Source organism: Fulvivirga ulvae (assembly GCF_021389975.1).
In the GTDB taxonomy this organism is placed as follows: Bacteria; Bacteroidota; Bacteroidia; order Cytophagales; family Cyclobacteriaceae; genus Fulvivirga; species Fulvivirga ulvae.
In genome coordinates this window covers 1,770,332-1,789,804 of the sequence record NZ_CP089981.1, presented here as the reverse complement: position 1 = coordinate 1,789,804, position 19,473 = coordinate 1,770,332, and the positions used below count along the sequence as shown (strand labels likewise).

The following is a 19,473-nucleotide window of genomic DNA, read 5'->3' as shown; positions in this document are numbered from 1 at the left end:
AAGTAGATTATAAGCCCTTGTTTTTATTTCCTCTTCAGTCTCAGGGTTTGAGATAAAGGGGAATGCCATTGATTTTTATTAGCCGGTTTACTTTCCTTAAATGTGCTAAATAAATACTGAATAACGGTGATCCACCATTATTTAATTGGTCTTTCATAACTCCTTGTAAATAACAGTTGATGAACAGCCGCTTAATTACGCTGTTACATACAACCAATAAGAATATCTGTAACTCGTTCACCCCTTTGGGAACAACTTTTAAACCTTAAAGATTATGAATATTGATGCCTATCCGGAATTTACCGATGAAAAAGTAAAAACGCTTAACTTGTTCATTGCCGAACAGAGAAAAAACTTTGAAGAAAACCAGAGTATGTTTCACCCTGGCTATCTGGAAGGGTTTAACTACTTTTTTGGTGATGGTTTTGATCCTGTAGATTTCTTTGAAAAGCTAAGCAATATAGGTTGGGAAATTCGAATTGTGGATGGATACTTAAGCGGTTATGAGTATTTTAAAAACCTCAATCGCCAGGTACTTCCTGTTATTCGGGATATCCGCCCAATGGAACAGATTTGCTATGCTGATTTCCCTGATATGATCCATGATATTATGGGACACGCCCCAATGCTTAATGATCCGGAATATGTGGCATTTCTTAAACAGATCAGCTCATTGGTAAGCAATGTAGAGATGGAGCCAATGGATTTGGAATATTTATCGCTTCATAAGCACACAGCTGCCGAACGAAAGCTGGTACAAGAGGAATTAGATGCAATGGAGGATAATTTAAAGAAGGAGCCTACACTGTTTTATAAGATAAATAATATTGCTCTATGGACAATAGAGTTTGGGATGCTGGGAAGTAAGAGCCCTTATATCTGTTATGGTGCAGCTTTGGCAGGGTCTCCGCTAGAAATAAGAAATATTAAGGAGGGCAAAGCCAGTGTATATAATCTGAATAGTCTTTCATGTGATGCCTTGTTTAATTTTTCAGATTTTCAGGAGCAACTGTACACCACCGATTGCCTGGAGGATGTAGTCTCTTATATCGAGAACTTAAAGAGGGCTGACAACAAAGTAGAACAGATCTGAATATCCTGATTTATTAATGCTATGCGATTGATAATCTGCTTAAATCTTAAAGAATTATACTGATCAATATGCCGGAAAAGATTAAGAGAAGTAATGTTCAGGATATTGTTGAATTGAATATGACACAAAAGGGTATTCTATTTCAATACCTGGAAAAGGATGATCTATCTATATATAATATTCAGCTATCTCTGGACATTTTGGGAGAATTTAATCCGAAAATTTTCGAGAATGCCTGTAGGAGAGTACAGCAAAACCAAGAGGCTCTCAGGTCGGTATTTAGATGGGAAGCTGTTAAAAACCCGGTTCAGATTATTCTCAAGGAGTGCCCTCTTGAATTTTCAATAACGGATATATGTCACCTTGATGAGCAAGGAAAAGAAGAAATGATAAGGGCCTTCTGTACCGACGAGCTGTCAAAAAGATTCGATTTATCAGTTACTCCTTTTAAGATCAGAATACTAAAAAGTGAAGCAGATCATTACATACTAAATATTATTCACCACCATATACTATATGATGGTTGGAGTACAGGAGTACTTGTAAAAGCATTATTTGATACCTATTATGAATTATTAACGGTATCAACGCCTGCTTTTAATACCCCCATACAATTACGGACAATCTTGAAAGGGCTTCAGGGTAAGAAAAACCTGGTTATGGAGCAAGCTTATTGGAAACGTATCCTCGAAGATTATAAGCCTAAAAATATATGGCAAAACAATAATAATTATAATGTAACGCCAACGCCTGAATACATACGACTTACAGTCTCTAAAGAAGGACTGGATGTGCAGCGCTACGCCAGTATCTATGGACTTGTTCCGTCATCTGTTTTTTATGCCGGTTATATCAACCTGATGCATCGTCTTTCAGGTGATACAGATGTGTTGTTTGGAACGGTTGTATCTTCCCGTGACCTGAACATTTCCGGTGCTGATCAGGTAATAGGAAATTTTGTAAATACGCTTCCATTCCGCCACAACCACCAAGTAACGGAAAGTTTTGAACAGCAAATTAGAAGAGTGGATAAGCAGTTGGCGGAGCTGACTGATTTTAGTCAGAGTTCTTATTTGGAAATACGGAAAATGCTGGATTTGCAACCGGGAGATTCTCTTTTCGATAGTTTGCTTATTATTCAAAATTATCCACTTCATGATCTCATGGTAGGAGAAAATTGTGAGGTTCGCCTAAGAGAGGTTTATGAAACCACGGAATTGCCGCTGGTAGTAAATGTTTTTATGCGTGAGCATGTCGCACTTGAATTTATTGGGAATGCTACCTTTTTCACCAAACAGCAATTACAACAGCTGGCAGATGCATATTTGGAGATAATTACCGAAATGTGTGCCAGCCCTGAGCAAACCCCGGAAATACTGGCCAGGCTGGACTACATGGAAACAGGTTTGAATACTGTTGTAAGGGGAAATGGTGGTAACCTGGGATCTTCATTGGCATTTTCCCCAGAGATAAAAGCAGTAGATCAGTCAGTATTGAGTGAGCTTAAAAATGTTTGGTGTGAAGTGCTGGGTATCGAAGATTTAAATTCAAATGACAACGTATTTTATAAAGGAGCAGACTCAATACTATTAATTCAGGTAAGCTCCAGATTGAAAAGGCTTGGATATAAGCTTCCCGTAAAAACGATCATGAAGTTTCCTACCCTTGAAGGGATGGCGACGAAGATACAAGCGGACATCGCTGAGGTAGTATTGCAGGATATTCAGGGTGAATTTTCTCTTCTACCCGTTCAGGAATCCTTCTTTAACCTTCAGCAAGTAGAGCTATCACATTATAATCAATCAGTATCACTATACTTTAAAGAAGGATTATCAAAAGAAGTTCTGGATACAGTTGTTTCCGAACTAGTCGGGCACCACGATGCCTTCCGCATACGCTTCAGGGCGGAGGGAAACTCTTTTGCCCCCGGATATACAAATAATACAGCGCATGTAAAAATTGAAGAGTTTACTTTGGATTCCAATGTGGTATCTCAAACCCTTTTAGATGAACTTCAGAGAAGTCTTGATATTGCAGAAGGCCCGGTTTGTAAAATAGGGCTTTTCCATTACCAGCGTAGCAGTCGTGTGCTTATAATTATGCATCACCTGATTACTGACGGGGTGAGTTGGCGGATTTTGCTGGAAGACCTGTCAACATTGCTGCGGCAACATCAAAGAGGGGAAAAGCTTGCTTTACCGGAAAAATCCCAATCGTTAAAACTATGGAGCGAAGGTCTTAAAAAATATCTGGAGACTGACCAGTATAAAAAAACACGCGAATACTGGGCCTCATTTGCGCAGCAGGAATTCACCAATATTCCCCTTGATAATGATGATGGTAATAATAAAGTTGCGGATCAAAAGGAGATTAGCTTCTACATAGATGCTACATATACCTCTCGATTGTTGAAAGAAGCACATGAAGCCTTTGGCACCCAGATCAACGACCTGCTGCTTACGGCCCTTGCATGGACGGTTCAAAAAAAGTATGGCTTAAATCAACTCTACACTATGCTTGAGGGGCATGGAAGAGAAGCAATAGCCGAGCAGACGGACATAAGTCGTACCCTGGGATGGTTTACCAGTATTTTTCCAGTATGCCTTTCAGTTCCCGAAGGTAGCCCGGGTACACAGATAAAGTCTCTCAAGGAGCAATTGCGTTCGGTTCCCAATAAAGGGTTTGATTATCTTCCGGGAGTGTTTTTGGATCCATCATTTAAAAAGCCTGCAATTGTTCCAAGGATGAAATTCAACTATCTGGGGCAATTTGACCCTGTTGATTCCTATGGTATTTTTGAAATAGCAGACATAGATAATGGTCGTGAACAGTCTCCGGAGCACTACAGAGAGGTTGCTATTGATATTTGGGCTATGGTTATCAATGGGCAATTGAAAGTGACCTTAACCCATAGTATAGAACAGATAAGCACACCACAAATTGTAGAATTTGCCAGCCTTCTCCAGGTTTCTTTGCAGGAGGTTACAGATTATTGCTGTGATTATATGGAAAAGGAATTGACCTCGTCAGACCTCAGCTATGCATTTCTGAACCAAAATCAAATAGAAAGCCTCGAGAATGAACATGACATAGAGGACATATACCCGCTCTCAGGAATGCAACAGGGTATCCTTTTCGAAACACTTTTGAACCCAAACTCTGCCATATACTTTGAGCAAAAGACAATGATGTTGGAAGGGGAATTACAGGTGTTTGCAGTACAAGAGAGCCTGGAGTTACTTCTGCAACAACATGGCATTTTACGCACCCTCTTTATTCGTGAAGGCTATGACCAACCTTTACAGGTATTACTAAAATCAAAACCATTGACCTTTGAATTTAAGGACGTAACAAATGAGGTTGACGGGGTTGGAGAAGACGCATTGCTGGAAGCAAGCCGACAAGAGCAAAGACAACGCCCTTTTAATCTGGAAGCAGGAGACACTTTTAGGGTACAATTATACAAAACTGCTACCGCTCGCTATCACCTGATTTGGAATTACCATCATATTCTTATGGATGGGTGGTGTATGGGGCTTTTATGGAATGACTTTAAGAACATTTATGAGACGCTGATAGCAGAAAAAAAATATGAACTGAGGCCGGTAAAACAATATGCTGAATATATAGAGTGGCTCCAAAATCAGAATCGGGAAGCTGCACGGGCACGTTGGAAAACCTACCTCAGTGGAGTGTCTCAAGCCACATCTTTGATAGGGTATAAGGTAAAAAGAGGGAATAATACAGCGTACTCTCACATATCAAGAACATTTGATAAGGATCGGTCAAATCAACTGAATGTATTTGCGAGGCAGCTCAACACTACTCCTTTCAGAATAATTCAGGCGGCCTGGGGATTATTGTTGCAGAAATATACAGGGCTTGACGATGTAGTTTTCGGTTCGGTAGTATCCGGAAGACCGGAGGATATACAGGACATTGAAAGCATGATCGGCCTCTTTATAAATACATTGCCGATACGCTACAGTAAATTCGCCGGAGATACTTTTAAATCCGTAGTACGCAGATTGGAGGAAGAGCAAATTGAAATGACGGATGTGCAGTATCTGTCACTTTCAGAGGTGCAATCCCAAACCATGCTGGGTAGAGCACTTTTTGATCATATTCTGGTATTTGAAAACTACCCATTGTCTGATACTTTTATAGGGTCTTCTTTAGGGATGACTAGTGTTCAGGATGTTCACGTATTTGAACAAACACACTATGACCTTGTGCTGGTAATAAACCCGGGAGAACAGCTGCGATTTCATGCCAATTTCAATTCAGACGCATACCCGACGCAATTGATCGACAACCTTTTGACCCATTTCAGTCGGATTGTTTATGCTATTATGGAAACCCCGGAACTCCCCGTTAATTCATGGTCTCTGGCTACACAAGCCGAGGAAACAGGGTTGTTACAGCATTTGAATCACGAGAATTGCCAATGGCCGGAAGGTGATAACGTAATAGATCTTCTGGAAAAGCAAATCGAAAAAACTCCTGAAAACACAGCACTGGTATTAGAAGGGAAACGTATGTCATACAGGGAGCTGCAATCCAGGTCGGAGCAGGTAGCGACATATTTACAATCAAAAGGGATCACTGCCGGGGAGATTGTTGGGGTATACCTGGATAGGTCGCTTGATTACATTGTTGCCATGCTTGGCATATTGAAAGCCGGAGGAGTTTATTTACCACTCGATATAGATTACCCTGAATCCCGGACCTTATATATGTTGAAAGACAGCAACGCAAAATGGGTAATAACAGATCAAACTAATGCCTTTAGTAACCTGCCCATAGAGATATGCACTCCTGTTGAGATATTTGAATCGAAAGGGACATATAGACCTTTGGAATTTTTGGATCCCCAGTCTATATGTTATATTATTTATACCTCGGGAACTACCGGAAACCCTAAAGGAGTGATGGTCAGCCACAGCAATGTAGTAAGGCTTTTTCAAAACAGTGAATTCCAATTTGATTTTAATCAGGATGATATCTGGACTATGTTTCATAGTCCCTGTTTTGACTTCAGTATCTGGGAGATCTTCGGAGCGCTGTTTTTTGGAGGTAGTGTTGTAATTATTCCTAAGATGATAGCTCGTGACCCACGATTATATCTGAAACTGCTAAAGACCGAAAGGGTAACGGTACTTAATCAAACCCCAAGTGCTTTTTACAATATTGTTATCAGAGAACTGGAATCACCATCTGCTGATCTGGCGCTGCGATATGTGATTTTCGGAGGAGAAGCCCTTAGCCCAGGAAAACTTTCGGGTTGGAAAGCAAAATACCCGGATGTACGATTGATCAATATGTTTGGCATTACAGAGACTACCGTACATGTAACTTATAAAGAGATAGGTAGCTACGAAATAGAAAACAATATAAGCAATATCGGCCACCCTATACCTACACTGTCAGTGTATATTCTGGATGAGAATATGAAGCCACAACCACATGGAGTGGTGGGAGAAATGTATGTGGGAGGAGCAGGTGTAACGAAAGGTTATCTTGGTAAAGAAGGTCTCACCAGGCAACGGTTTGTAGATAACCCCTTCGTGCCGGAGCAGAAACTATATAAAACGGGTGACCTTGCACGACTGCTTCTCAATGGTGAGATAGAGTATCGCGGACGTGTAGATTTTCAGGTGCAACTGAGGGGCTTCCGTATTGAGTTGGGAGAGATCGAAAGCCGAATAAAAGGGTATAAGACTATCTCTGAGGCAGTGGTAGTAATGAAAGAAGATGAGGAAGAAAAATTCCTGGTGGGCTATTACGTATCTGGAGAAAAGATCAATGTTGTTGAAATACGGCATTTCCTTTCGCAGCAAATGGCTGAATATATGGTTCCTTCTTATTTCGTTCGCATTGAAGAGCTTCCACTTACGCCAAATGGTAAAATTGATAAGCAAGCTCTTCCGGCGCCTGACTTTGAAGAAGTTGATGAGAGATCCCTCGCTAAAAATGAAATAGAGCAAATGCTTGTGGACATTTGGGCGAATGTGTTGGGATTGCATACATCTCGTATAGGCATCCATACCAATTTCTTTGACTTAGGTGGCGACTCTATGAAACTGGTAAAAATGGTTGATCAGATAGCTTTACAAATGAATGTGAAAATTACTGTGGCGGATGCATTTACATACCCGGTTATTTCACTGCTTTCCAAATTTTTGAGTGAGGGTAAAAAAGAACAAAGTACCTCTGATAGTAATGATCTCGATCAGATCACTGAAACCATGGACCTTTTAAGCAGACTATAATTATGAGTGAAAAATATACAGGCCTGGAAATCGCAATAGTAGGTATAAGCGGGAGGTTTCCAGGGTCGGATAATATTGCCACATTTTGGGAAAATCTAAAATCCGGAGTTAGTGGTATAAAAGAGCTTGATGATAAAGACCTTCTTCAGGAAGGAGAGAGCAGAGAAGAAATTGCTCGGCCTGATTATGTGAAAGCCAATGCATATCTGGAAAATAAGGATAGTTTTGATGCCGCATTTTTTGGGTATCTTCCAGATGAAGCTGAGCTTATGGATCCGCAAATCCGAGCCTTTCATGAATGTAGCTGGGAAGCAATGGAAGATTGTGGCTATGGTAATATTGGAAGAATGAATAAAAAAGTGGGGGTGTTCTCAACAGGTTCTGTCAACACCCCGTGGATATTGAATGCAGAAGTGAAGAATAGAGAGGGGTTGATCGATGGTTTTACCAGCTCACATTTGCGGGATATCACATTTTTAAGTTCAAGAATTGCATATAATTTAAACCTAAAGGGCCCGGCTGTCTTTATTCAGACCGCTTGTTCTTCATCTCTTGTGGCTGTTCATGAAGCGTGTAGTAGCCTGCTTTTGGGAGAATGTGATATGGCTCTGGCAGGTGGTGTTAATATTAAACACTATTCACATAAAGGATATCGGTATCAGAAAGGAATGATCCATTCTGCAGATGGGAAGTGTCGTCCATTTGATAAAGATGCCAATGGAACAGTAGGAGGAGAAGGCGTTGGAGTTGTTGTACTGAAGAAGCTGAAACAAGCCATTGAGGACAATGATAATATTCATGCGATCATAAAAGGATCGGCTATTAATAATGATGGAGATAATAAAGTAGGGTTTACAGCCCCCAGCGTAAAAGGTCAGGCTGATGCTATTTTACGGGCTCAGCGTTTGGCCAGAGTTGACGCTCAAAGTATTAGTTATATTGAAACCCACGGCACGGCGACAGAGTTGGGGGACCCGGTAGAAGTACAGGCACTATCCTATGCCTTTGGTGCCCGAAAGAATAACCCGTTGATCCTGGGTGCCTTGAAATCCAATATTGGGCACTTGGATTCCGCAGCAGGAGTCGCAGGGCTCATAAAGACCATTTTATGTATTAAAAACAGACAATTACCGCCTACATTAAATTTTAAAGAATCCAATCCCTTGATCGATATGGAGTCTGCCGGGTTTTATGTCAACGATACACTACAGGACTGGAAACCGTCGGCTGGAGTACTCAGGGCCGGTGTAAGCTCTTTTGGCATCGGTGGAACCAACGCACACATAGTGTTGGAAGAAGCACCTGTTGTCGGGGCAAGCCCGGCAGGAAGAAGGCCGTATTACCTGCTATCAGTTTCGGCAGAGACAGAACATTCTTTGCAAAGCAATTGCGACCGTCTGGCCGACAAACTTAAGATCACCCCCGGGATCAACCTGGCCGATGTGAGCTATACCCTGTTAACAGGAAGAAAAGCCATGAAGCTACGTAAAACCCTTGTAGTGGAGCGTGTTGATGAAGCTGTGAAACAACTTCAGGATGTTGAAACATTCAATATTGCAGGAGACACGTTGCGTCAGACTGTATTTATGTTCTCAGGACAAGGGGCGCAATATTTCAGTATGTGTAAAGGTTTATATTCATCCGAACCGTTATTTAGGCATACGCTTGATTCCTGTCTGAAAGTGGCTGAGTCTATTGCAGGTCTGAATTTTGCGAATATTTTATTTTCTGATGATTCGGAGGGAAAAATTCATCAGACACAATATACACAACCGATTTTGTTCAGTGTGGAATATGCTCTGGCCAAGCTTATAATGTCATGGGGTATAAAGCCTGATTATATGATAGGTCATAGTATTGGAGAGTATGTGGCAGCTTGCGTATCCGGTGTTTTTGATCTTGAAGATGCCATTCGGTTGGTTGTGAAACGGGGCCATTTAATGAGCCAATGTGCTGATGGAGGTATGTTGAGTGTTGAAGGTGTTCAGGAAGAACTTTTAAAACAGGAGATGTCTGCATTTCCGGGTATTGAAATAGCCGTAATTAATACAACTAACTCATTCGTTTTGGCGGGGGGTACCAAAGAGATTGATGCTATAAATCAACATTTTATTGCTCTGGGCTTTGAAACAAAGCGGGTGAAGACCTCCAAAGCTTTCCATTCGTCTTTGATGGATGAAGTTTTAGACATATTCGAATCTGAGTTTAGCAATGTAAACTTCGGCCTCCCATCGATTCCGTTTGTATCTAATGTAAGCGGTGATTTGATAACTCCCGAGATGAGCAATGATCCTAAATATTGGAGTTCGCACCTGAGATCAACAGTGCAGTTTGAAAAAGGACTGTGGACGCTAGGGCAAATGAGGGAAAGTATTTTTATTGAAGTTGGGCCTGGGAGAACACTAACAAACTATGCCGAGGCAATTTTTGCAAGAGAAGAACAGCACAAAACTATCAACCTGGTAAAACACAGAAAACAGGAAGTTAATGATCAAAAGTATTTGCTGGAGCGTATTGGGAAATTCTGGGAATATGGCGTTTCGGTGGACTGGGAGATGCTTTTTGGTGAAGAAGGCAAAAGAAGGCGATTGGCGTTACCCACTTATGCATTTGAAAAGAACATATTTACCACCAATTTTAATCTGGAACGGCTGCTGAGTAATGGTTTTGCAGGATTGGCAGCTGAGGAGACCAATGATACGACAGAGTATCTGTACCGCACCAATTGGAAGCAAGCCCGGAATATGGAGTTTTCTAAGCCCGGAGATATCCGGCAGAAGTTTAATTATTTGGTGTTTTGTGGAGAAGAGACTTATAGCGAGCTTATCATAAATCAATTGCGCGAGCAAGGTCATCGGGTAGTTGCAGTGAGTTATGGAGATGCATTTGAGAAGCGGGCAGCAGAAAGCTATACCATTAACTATTCTGATGCGGATATGTTAAGCATCCTTTGGAAGTCAGTACAAGAGACCTATGGACCTCCGCACCATATACTGTATCATACCTCATTAAAAGGAAAAGCACCTATAGTTGAATACGAAGGAATTCGCCGAGAACTGTCCATGGGGTATGTTGGACTTGCCATGATAGTTAAATCTCTAGCGCATTCAACTATCCGGGAAGAAGTCAAACTGACGATTTTCACAAACCATATTGCACGCGTAGTTCCTGGTGAGAGCGTAGACCCTTTAAAGGCTATGTTACTTTCTGTAGCTAAAATTGCGCCCTCGGAACTTCCGAATCTTTTGGTGGAGGTTGTTGATTTGCCATATCCATTTTCATCAAAAGAAGAAGCTTTACTTTATCGTGACCAATTGATCAAACAGTTACAGGCTGAAGATTTTGGTTCATCCCCACTTACGGCATACCGCTGGATGCAGCAGTGGAAGCCATTTTTGGAGTCTATACCCTCATCGGAGGTCTCAGCTGGAGAAACACCGATTTGTGAAGGCGGAGCTTATTTGGTGATCGGTGGCTTTGGAGGTATGGGCCTTTCTGTTTCAAGGAGTCTGGCCATAAATCATCAGGCTAATTTAATACTTACCCATCGATCCCCCTTCCCGGAGAGAGAGCAATGGGATCAGGTATTGGCCTCTTCTGACGATGATGATCTGAAAACCAAAATAAAGGAACTTCAGGAAATGGAGTCATTTGGAGCAAAGGTTAAGCTTTATCAACTGGATGTATCAGATGAAGAAGCCGTGAAACAGTTTTGTGGATGGCTGATGGAGGACTATTCCGACTTGGACGGTCTTATTTGGGCTGCAGGAGAGGTGGATCATGGAGGTATTATCAGGAATAGAGATATGGAAGATATGATCTTGCCATTGCAATCCAAAGTACATGGTCTGTTGTTATTTGAGCAATACCTTGATATTAGCAAAATTAATCTGGTAGTATTGTTCTCATCAATTGGTAATGTCCTGTACCATATTAAATTTGGCCAGGTAGCCTATAATGCCTCAAATGAATTTGTAGAACACTATGCTCCATACCTCCGTGAAAAATACGGAATTAAAGCACTTGCCATTAACTGGTGTGACTGGTTCGATGTAGGGATGTCGTACAAGGTGAACAGTAAAACATTAGATACGACCAATTCTGAAGATATAAATGCACAGATAGTTCATGGTATAAGCCCACAGGAAGGTGTAGCAGTATTTTACCATTGCATAACACAACCATATTCTGCTTTTACCATTTACAAAGGAGATATCAGCAAAGCCCTTGAAAATAGTAGAAAGCAATATTTGAAAACCAGAGCTACTGCAAGTGGAGAGGAAATAAGACCGCTGTCTACTGAAAAAGACCCAATAGAGGCCCTTACCGAAGTTTATGAAGCTTTTTTTGGAAAACAGGTTTCTGCAAAAGATGACTTTTTTGAATTGGGTGGAGATTCTTTAAAGGCGATGTCATTGGTTGCCCGCATCAATAAGCAATTGGGAGTTTTATTGTCGATTAGTGATATTTACAAAAATCCTACGGTTAAAGAACTTGCCGAAAGTTTAAAGACATTGTCGTCACCTGATAATCGTACAGGGCTGATTGAGAAGAGTGAGGAAAAACTCTTGTACCATACTTCATCAGAACAGTTGAGGCTTTATTTTCTGCAATCTTTTAACCCGCAGAGTATTGCGTATAACGAAACTTTCATATTAAGGGCCACAGAAAGTGTTGATATTGATAAATTTCAAAGCGCACTGAACGAATTGGTAAAGCACCAGGAAAGTCTGAGAACACAATTCAGCAATGTAGAAGGTGTCATCTATCAGGAAATTATAGATTCATGGGATATACCGATAGAAACTTTGGAATTCCAGGGCGATTTACAAATAGCGGTTGAAAAATTTGTTAAACCCTTTGATCTCAGTGAAGCACCTTTACTAAGAGCGGGGGTTATAAATACAGGAGAAGTACAGTATGTTTTACTTGATACTCACCACATTGTGGTGGATGGAGCATCCAAGGAGATATTGTTCAATGAACTGATTACATTATATAAGGGTAGTCAGGTTGCAGACTCCGACCTTGCGTATAAAGATTATGCGGAGTGGCAGCACTCCAAACAGTATAAAGAAAGGCTTGAAAAGCAAAAAGTATTCTGGCTCGATAAATTCAGCGAAGGAATAATACCAATGGAGCTTCCAACAGACTTTGACAGGAATTCCACTATTGGTGACGAGGGTGCTCTGCTTACTTTCGAAATACCCAAGACCGATACTTTTTATAAAACAATTGCAGGTGCAGGTAGCTGTTTCAATTTGCTAATGGCCTGTTATACTTTATTACTAGGTCGCCTTTCAAACCAGAAAGATATAGTAATAGGCACCCCTATAACAGGTCGACCCGATACCGAGCTGGAAAAGGTCATTGGTATGTTTGTGCGTACATTGGCCATACGTAACCAGATTGATGCAGGAGGTAGTTTTAACGATTACCTCAGGAAGATAACTGAGAATACCTTGGCCTGTATCGAGAATCAGGATTATCCTTTGGAGGACTTAATAGATACATTGCAGTTAGAGAGAGACCCGGGACGCAACAATCCGCTGTTTGACTGCATACTGGTTTATCGTGATGGAAGAGAAGGACAGGTTGACACTTCACCAGAGGAGATATTTATTAATGAGCAAAGTGCCCATATTGTATCACGTTTTAACCTGACACTTTCCGTACTGGAGCGTAAAGATTCTTTAAGTTGTAACTTTATCTACGCGCCAGAACTATTTAAAGAGGATACTATTTCAAGGTTTGCGATTTACTTCAAAAACATTTTCAAGGCAGTTACGCAGTACAATGAGATTACGATTTCGGATATTCCTATCCTAAGTGAAGCTGAAAGAAACCAGCTACTTTATACATGGAATGATTCAAAAATAGACTTACCACTGGACAAAACTTTGCCGGTACTCTTCAAAAAGCAGGTAATTCGGGTGCCAGATAAAGCTGCGGTTGTTACAAGAAATGCAGAACTTTCGTACGGCGAACTCGATGAACTTTCAAATCAACTGGCGCTCTTCTTAAAGTATGAGTACAACATAGGGGTGGAAGATATGCTGGGAGTTATGATTGAACGTGATGAATGGCTTATTGCAGCCTTATTGGCAATTCTTAAACTGGGAGCAACTTATATCCCCATAGATCCTGATTTTCCTGAAGAGAGGATTTTATATATAAAACAGGATAGTGCATGCCGTCTAGTGATAGACCAAGATGTTCTTGAGGTATTTAAAACCAGGGGCCGAAAAATGTCAGGAGATTTTGATGTTCCGGTTTTTCCGTCTTCAACCCTGGCCTATATTATCTATACGTCCGGGTCAACTGGCCAGCCAAAAGGTGTTATGATTGAACACCGCAGCATTATCAATACAGTATGTTCACAAATTGCAGATGGGGTAATTAAAGAGACGGATCAAAGTTTGCAGTTTGCCAACCAGTCATTTGACGTTTCTATGTGGGACATCTTTAACACCCTCCTAAGTGGAGCTACACTCCATATAGTGAGCGATGCTGAGAAAAAAGATGTAGCCAGTTTTACCAATTTCCTTCAGGAACACAAGATTACAATTGCTTCACTTCCGCCGGCTTATGTTAAGATGCTTGATCTCTCTGAAATTCAGAGTCTCAAAACACTTATTACGGGTGGAGAAGAGGCTCCTTACGAGCAGGCTGTAGAATTTTCAAAACGTGGGAGATATTATAATTCATATGGCCCTACAGAAGCCAGCGTTTGTGCCTCCATGTATACGGGGGAGATTCCTCGGATAGTGCCAATAGGTAAACCGGTAGGCAATATGAAATTGTATGTACTTTCCGAGGACCTTAGCCTGCAACCCACGGGCGTTGTTGGTGAGCTCTGCATTTCAGGGCCAGGGTTATCGAGAGGATACCTTAATAAAAAAGAAATTACAGCTTCCAGCTTTGTTCCGAACCCATTTGAGTCTGGAGAACGGCTGTACCGTACAGGAGACCTTGCCATAAGATTGTCAGATGGAAATATAATTTTCAAAGGCAGAAAAGATACTCAGGTAAAGGTGAGAGGGTATCGTATCGAACTGGAGGAAATCGAAAATATCCTGCAGCAAACGGGAGTACAACAGGTCGTAGTTGAAGTCGTTAATAAAAACCTGGCAGCTTTTTATACTTCAGGCAGTGAACAGGATATGGCTACGGCTTTGCAGAATGCCGCTTTGGAAAAGCTTCCGGCCTATATGGTTCCTGATACTTATGTTCGCCTGGAACGTATACCTATTACCGTTAATGGTAAAATAGACAGAGCCAAGTTAAAAACGCATAAAATTGAACAACAGATTCCCTTTGAAGAAGCTGTAACCACCGAAGAGCTTCTTCTGGAATCTGTTTGGACGGAAGTACTTCAAAAGCAAAAAATTGGAATCAGGGATAATTTTTTTATGATCGGAGGAGATTCCATTAAGTCCATTCAAATTAGCTCAAAACTTAGACAACAGGGGTATAATGTAGGTATCAAAGATATTTTTATCCATCAAACAATAGCTGAACTCGCCAGACATATTACTTATGGTGAATCTCTGGGTGAGCAGGGTGATATCGTAGGGGAGATACCTTTAAGTCCAATACAGACATGGTTCTTTTCCAGTGAATATGTCAATAAGGAACATTTTAATCAATCTGTGATGCTAGGGTTTCCGCAAGGTACCAAGGCGGATATGCTTGATAAATTATTTCAGGTATTGATAGCAAGGCATGATATACTGAAAGTACAGTTTGACGTTGAAGGTCAGCTCCCGAAACAATATATCGCTTCAGATGCAGATACTCCTAAGATACAGGAACATGATTTGCGAGCGAAGGATGAGCCCCATAAGAAGATCAGGGAAATTATTCAACAGACACAAAGTTCTCTTCATTTTGGAAAAGGGTTATTGTTTCGCGCTGTATTGTTTCACCTGAATACGGAATGTCAACTGTTTTTTACGGCACATCACCTTCTGATTGATGGTGTCTCCTGGAGAATATTATTTAATGACCTGGAAACCTTAATTCATCAATATGAGGCAGGGACGGAACTCAACCTGCCACCAAAGACGGCTTCATATCAAGCCTGGGTTCATCGCTTGCAGGAATACATGGGAAAAAGCACGTACCGCGATGGTATAAGTTACTGGAAGAAGTTTGAACAAGATCATGCAGATGCCGACCAAAATTTCGGTTATACTTCAGGGAAGAAACTGTTTGGGGACAGGATGACAGTAACCCGCAAAATGGATGTCAGCTCTACAGAAGTTTTACTTACAGAAGCTAACAAACCTTTTAATACAAGAATAAACGATCTGTTACTTACAGCATTAAAGTTGGCTATTCAGGAAATTTTTAACATAGATTCCTTGACGGTTGATCTTGAGAATCATGGAAGAAGTCCGGTAATAGACTGTAATGTACAGGATACTATAGGGTGGTTTACCACATTTTATCCGGTAGTATTAGAGGGAAAGGAAGAAACACTGGCTGAAAGTATTCAGAAAACCAAGGAGTCGCTCCGTGCCGTGCCAAATGAAGGTATAGATTATCTTTTAGGGAAATATATTGAAGGGTCTCTCAGGCAGACCGGTGTAAGCCGGATAAGCTTTAACTACCTTGGGCAATTTGATACAGTTAGTCAGACCAATCATTTCCAGATACTACCTCAAACAGATTCTTTTGATACTGATGCTCATTCCCGAAGATTCTATGACCTTGATATTTCTGCTATAGTAGTTGATGGTTGCCTTGAACTTTCATTGATCTCAGATCCCTCGTCTTTGGGTGAGGACGCGGCTGTAGATTTTCTTTGTTCCTTCTGCAATTGGCTCGAATCGATTTCTTCATATTGTACAGAAAGAAAAGCCAGGACCTTAAGTCCTTCAGACCTGGTATATCAAACACTCGATCAGGCAACACTTAGAAAGCTTGAGGCGGATTTTGAACTGGAAGATGTCTACCCATTAACTCCTTTACAAAAGGGGATGCACTTTCATTGGGTAATGGAGCCTGAATTAAACAGTTACTTTCAACAGACGACTTGCCGGCTCCAAGGGGGCTTGGATATGACCATTTTAGAGGAAAGTTTTGCACTCGTTATGAAAAGGCATCCTGTACTTCGCAGTATCTTTTTAGAAGATGTGGCTTCAGATCCTGTTCAGGTGGTGTTGGCAAATGGCGAAATCCCGGTAACCTATTACGACCTTCGAGATATTTGTGCAACAGGGGACAAAACTGCTTTGTTGGATGAATATAGGAGAAAAGACGCCAGGAATAAATTCAGGCTGGATAACGGTGCTCTTTTCCGCATCAGTGTATTTCATACAGGAGAGAGTGAATATCATATACTTTGGAGTCATCACCACATTATTATGGATGGGTGGTGTATGGGGCTTATTGTAAATGAGTTTCTGGACATCTACAAGGCTTTGATCCATGGGCATGAACCTGGTATTCCGGAAATATCCGCGTATGATTCATATCTGCGATGGTTGAGTAGAAGAGATACTACAAAATCTCTACACTTCTGGTCAGACTATCTTAGTGGTCTTGGGTCAAATACGGAAGTACCAGGAAAAGTAGAAAACCCGGTTAGTCAACAAGAAAGGCCTTATCAAAAACAAAATATTAATTTTACGCTTGATAAGAAAAAGACGGCTCAATTGAGACAAGTATGTGGCCAGACCGGAGTTACCGAAAGTAACTTTATTCAAACTTTGTGGGGGATAAGCCTTGGACTGATGCAAAACACAAATGACCTGGTTTTTGGCTCAGTGGTATCAGGAAGGCCCTCGGAAGTACCAGGAGTAGAGCAAATGGTAGGACTTTTCATTAATACTGTTCCTGTACGTGTCTTTTATGACGAAAGCGATACATTTTCAGATGTAATACATAGAAACCAACAATTTTTTATACAGTCCACTGACCATCACTATGTGCAATTAGCCGATATACAAACTCAGGTTGGTAACGGATTTCAACTAGATCATTTGGTCGTGTTTGAAAATTACCCTTTCCAGACCAGTGTGCATTCCGATGATCAAACGGGTTTCGAATTGAAGGATCCTGCAGTTTTTGAGGAAACGAACTACGATTTCGCACTAACAGTACTTCCTGCGGATGAGCTTGAGTTTAAGTTTACATATGATCCGTCAAAATTCAGAAAGGAAAGCCTTGAAGCTCTTAGAGATCATTTTTTGAGAATTTTAATGCTATCAATGGATCGTCCTTCTCAAAAGATAAGTGAGGTAAACCTGTTGGATGAAGCCGAATTACAACATGTACTCGAATTATCCCGTGGAGTTGAAGTCAGGTATGATCTTGATAAGTCGATAATAGGACGTTTTGAGGAACAAGTTGCTCATATACCCAACGCTGTTGCACTACGATTTGAAGGAGAGGAGCTTACTTATAAAGCATTAAATGAACAGGCCAATGTACTTGCCAATATACTGCTTGCTACTGTAGGAAAGGGGGCAAAGGTTCCGGTTTGTATAGATCGCTCTTTTGAGTTAATTATTTCTATTCTGGCCATTTTGAAGTCTGGCGGAGTGTATGTTCCTCTTGATGAAACTTTCCCCGACTCGAGGATAGATATCATATTGCAAGAGATAGACGCATCTGTTGCACTGGTATCGAAGCAGAATCAGGAACGTTTTGCAAAACTTGGAAACCTCACTGTTATTGACCCTCTCAGGAATAATGCAGATTCGAAGTGTGACAAAAACCCGGGACTAGAAGTGGATGCAGATGCTGTAGCTTATATCATCTATACCTCCGGGTCTACAGGTAAACCGAAAGGTGTAATGAATACTCACCGCGGTATGATGAATAGATTATTATGGATGCAGGATGACCTGAATATTCAAAATGGTAATGTGTTCTTACAAAAAACACCTGTGGTATTTGATGTTTCAGTCTGGGAATTATTCTTGCCACTAATTACAGGTAGCACTATGAGTATTGCCAGACCTCAGGGGCACAAAGATCAGGAATACCTATATGAATTAATAAAGAATGACGGCGTGAATGTTATACATTTTGTTCCCTCAATGCTGTCAGTATTCCTGTCAGGTATCACGGAAGAGCAGGCTGGACATTTCACTACTCTTCAGGAAGTTATTTGTAGCGGCGAAGCTTTAAAGTCAAGTACACTAAGTCAGTTTAAGGCTTTATTCCCTCATATAAATCTACGAAACTACTATGGTCCTACAGAGGCGTCAATTGATGTGACGGCTATAAATCTAAGAGATTATGAAGATAAGATAGTAAGTATAGGCAAACCTGTGCCCAATACAGATATTTATATTGTTGATATTTACGACAGACTGCTGCCTCAGGGAAGTATAGGCGAGTTGTGCATAGGGGGAGTACAGGTTGCAGAAGGATATTTAAACAAGCCACAACTCACTACTGAGAGATTTGTGAAGAACCGTTTTGGCCGACACGGTAAATTATACAAGACAGGAGATTTGGCTCGATGGCTGCCCAATGGGAATTTGGAATATCTGGGGCGTATCGATGATCAGGTGAAATTACGCGGATACCGGATTGAACTTGGGGAGATATCCAACATCCTTGATAACCACGAAAGTATTCGGGAATCTGTGGTGCTCCTGCGCCAGCGAGGTCAGGAGCAATATCTTGTAGCTTACTATGTTTCAGACCAGACTTTTGAAATTACTCTTTTGAAAAGCCACCTGAAAAGCTTCCTGCCTGAATATATGATTCCTGAATTTTACGTGCATATGGAAGCTCTGCCATTGACTCGCAATGGTAAATTAAACAAGGCAGAGCTACCTGAATTTAACATATTGGCAAAGGATTATGTTAGCCCTGAAGATGAAATTGAAGATAGACTGGTAGCCCTATGGTCATCCTTGTTGGAGCTGCCAAAGGAGAGTATCAGCGTTACCACGGATTTCTTTGAACTCGGAGGCCATTCGATTAAACTGATGACTCTACGAAGCTCTCTTAAGCGGGAATTTGGCGTTGAGATCCCCTTAAAATACCTTTTCAAAGAGCTTACTGTTAGGAATTTAAGATCGTACCTAAGTGCATTTCAAAATGTCGCCAATTCAGAAACAAAAGAAGTAATAAGCATATAAA

Annotated in this window: 3 protein-coding genes; all 3 read left to right on the top strand. The window is 41.0% G+C overall.

Features of this window, described 5'->3' with window-relative positions; translation table 11 throughout:
• Window positions 1-274: 274 nt before the first annotated feature.
• Complete coding sequence (locus LVD17_RS07315) at window positions 275-1,093, top strand: hypothetical protein (protein WP_233765786.1); 819 nt, start codon at window positions 275-277, stop codon at window positions 1,091-1,093.
• 68 nt (window positions 1,094-1,161) lie between these two features.
• Entirely contained in the window at window positions 1,162-7,365 is a 6,204-nt protein-coding gene (locus tag LVD17_RS07310) for a non-ribosomal peptide synthetase (protein ID WP_233765784.1), read from the top strand.
• 2 nt (window positions 7,366-7,367) lie between these two features.
• Window positions 7,368-19,472 (top strand): non-ribosomal peptide synthetase/type I polyketide synthase, encoded by a 12,105-nt coding sequence (locus tag LVD17_RS07305; RefSeq protein ID WP_233765783.1) that lies wholly within the window; start codon window positions 7,368-7,370, stop codon window positions 19,470-19,472.
• Window position 19,473 lies beyond the last annotated feature (1 nt).

Bases quoted from the DNA above. Each gene is read 5' to 3' on its own strand.
- LVD17_RS07305 (WP_233765783.1), top strand. From the start codon at position 7,368: ATGAGTGAAAAATATACAGGCCTGGAAATCGCAATAGTAGGTATAAGC.
- LVD17_RS07310 (WP_233765784.1), top strand. From the start codon at position 1,162: ATGCCGGAAAAGATTAAGAGAAGTAATGTTCAGGATATTGTTGAATTG.
- LVD17_RS07315 (WP_233765786.1), top strand. From the start codon at position 275: ATGAATATTGATGCCTATCCGGAATTTACCGATGAAAAAGTAAAAACG.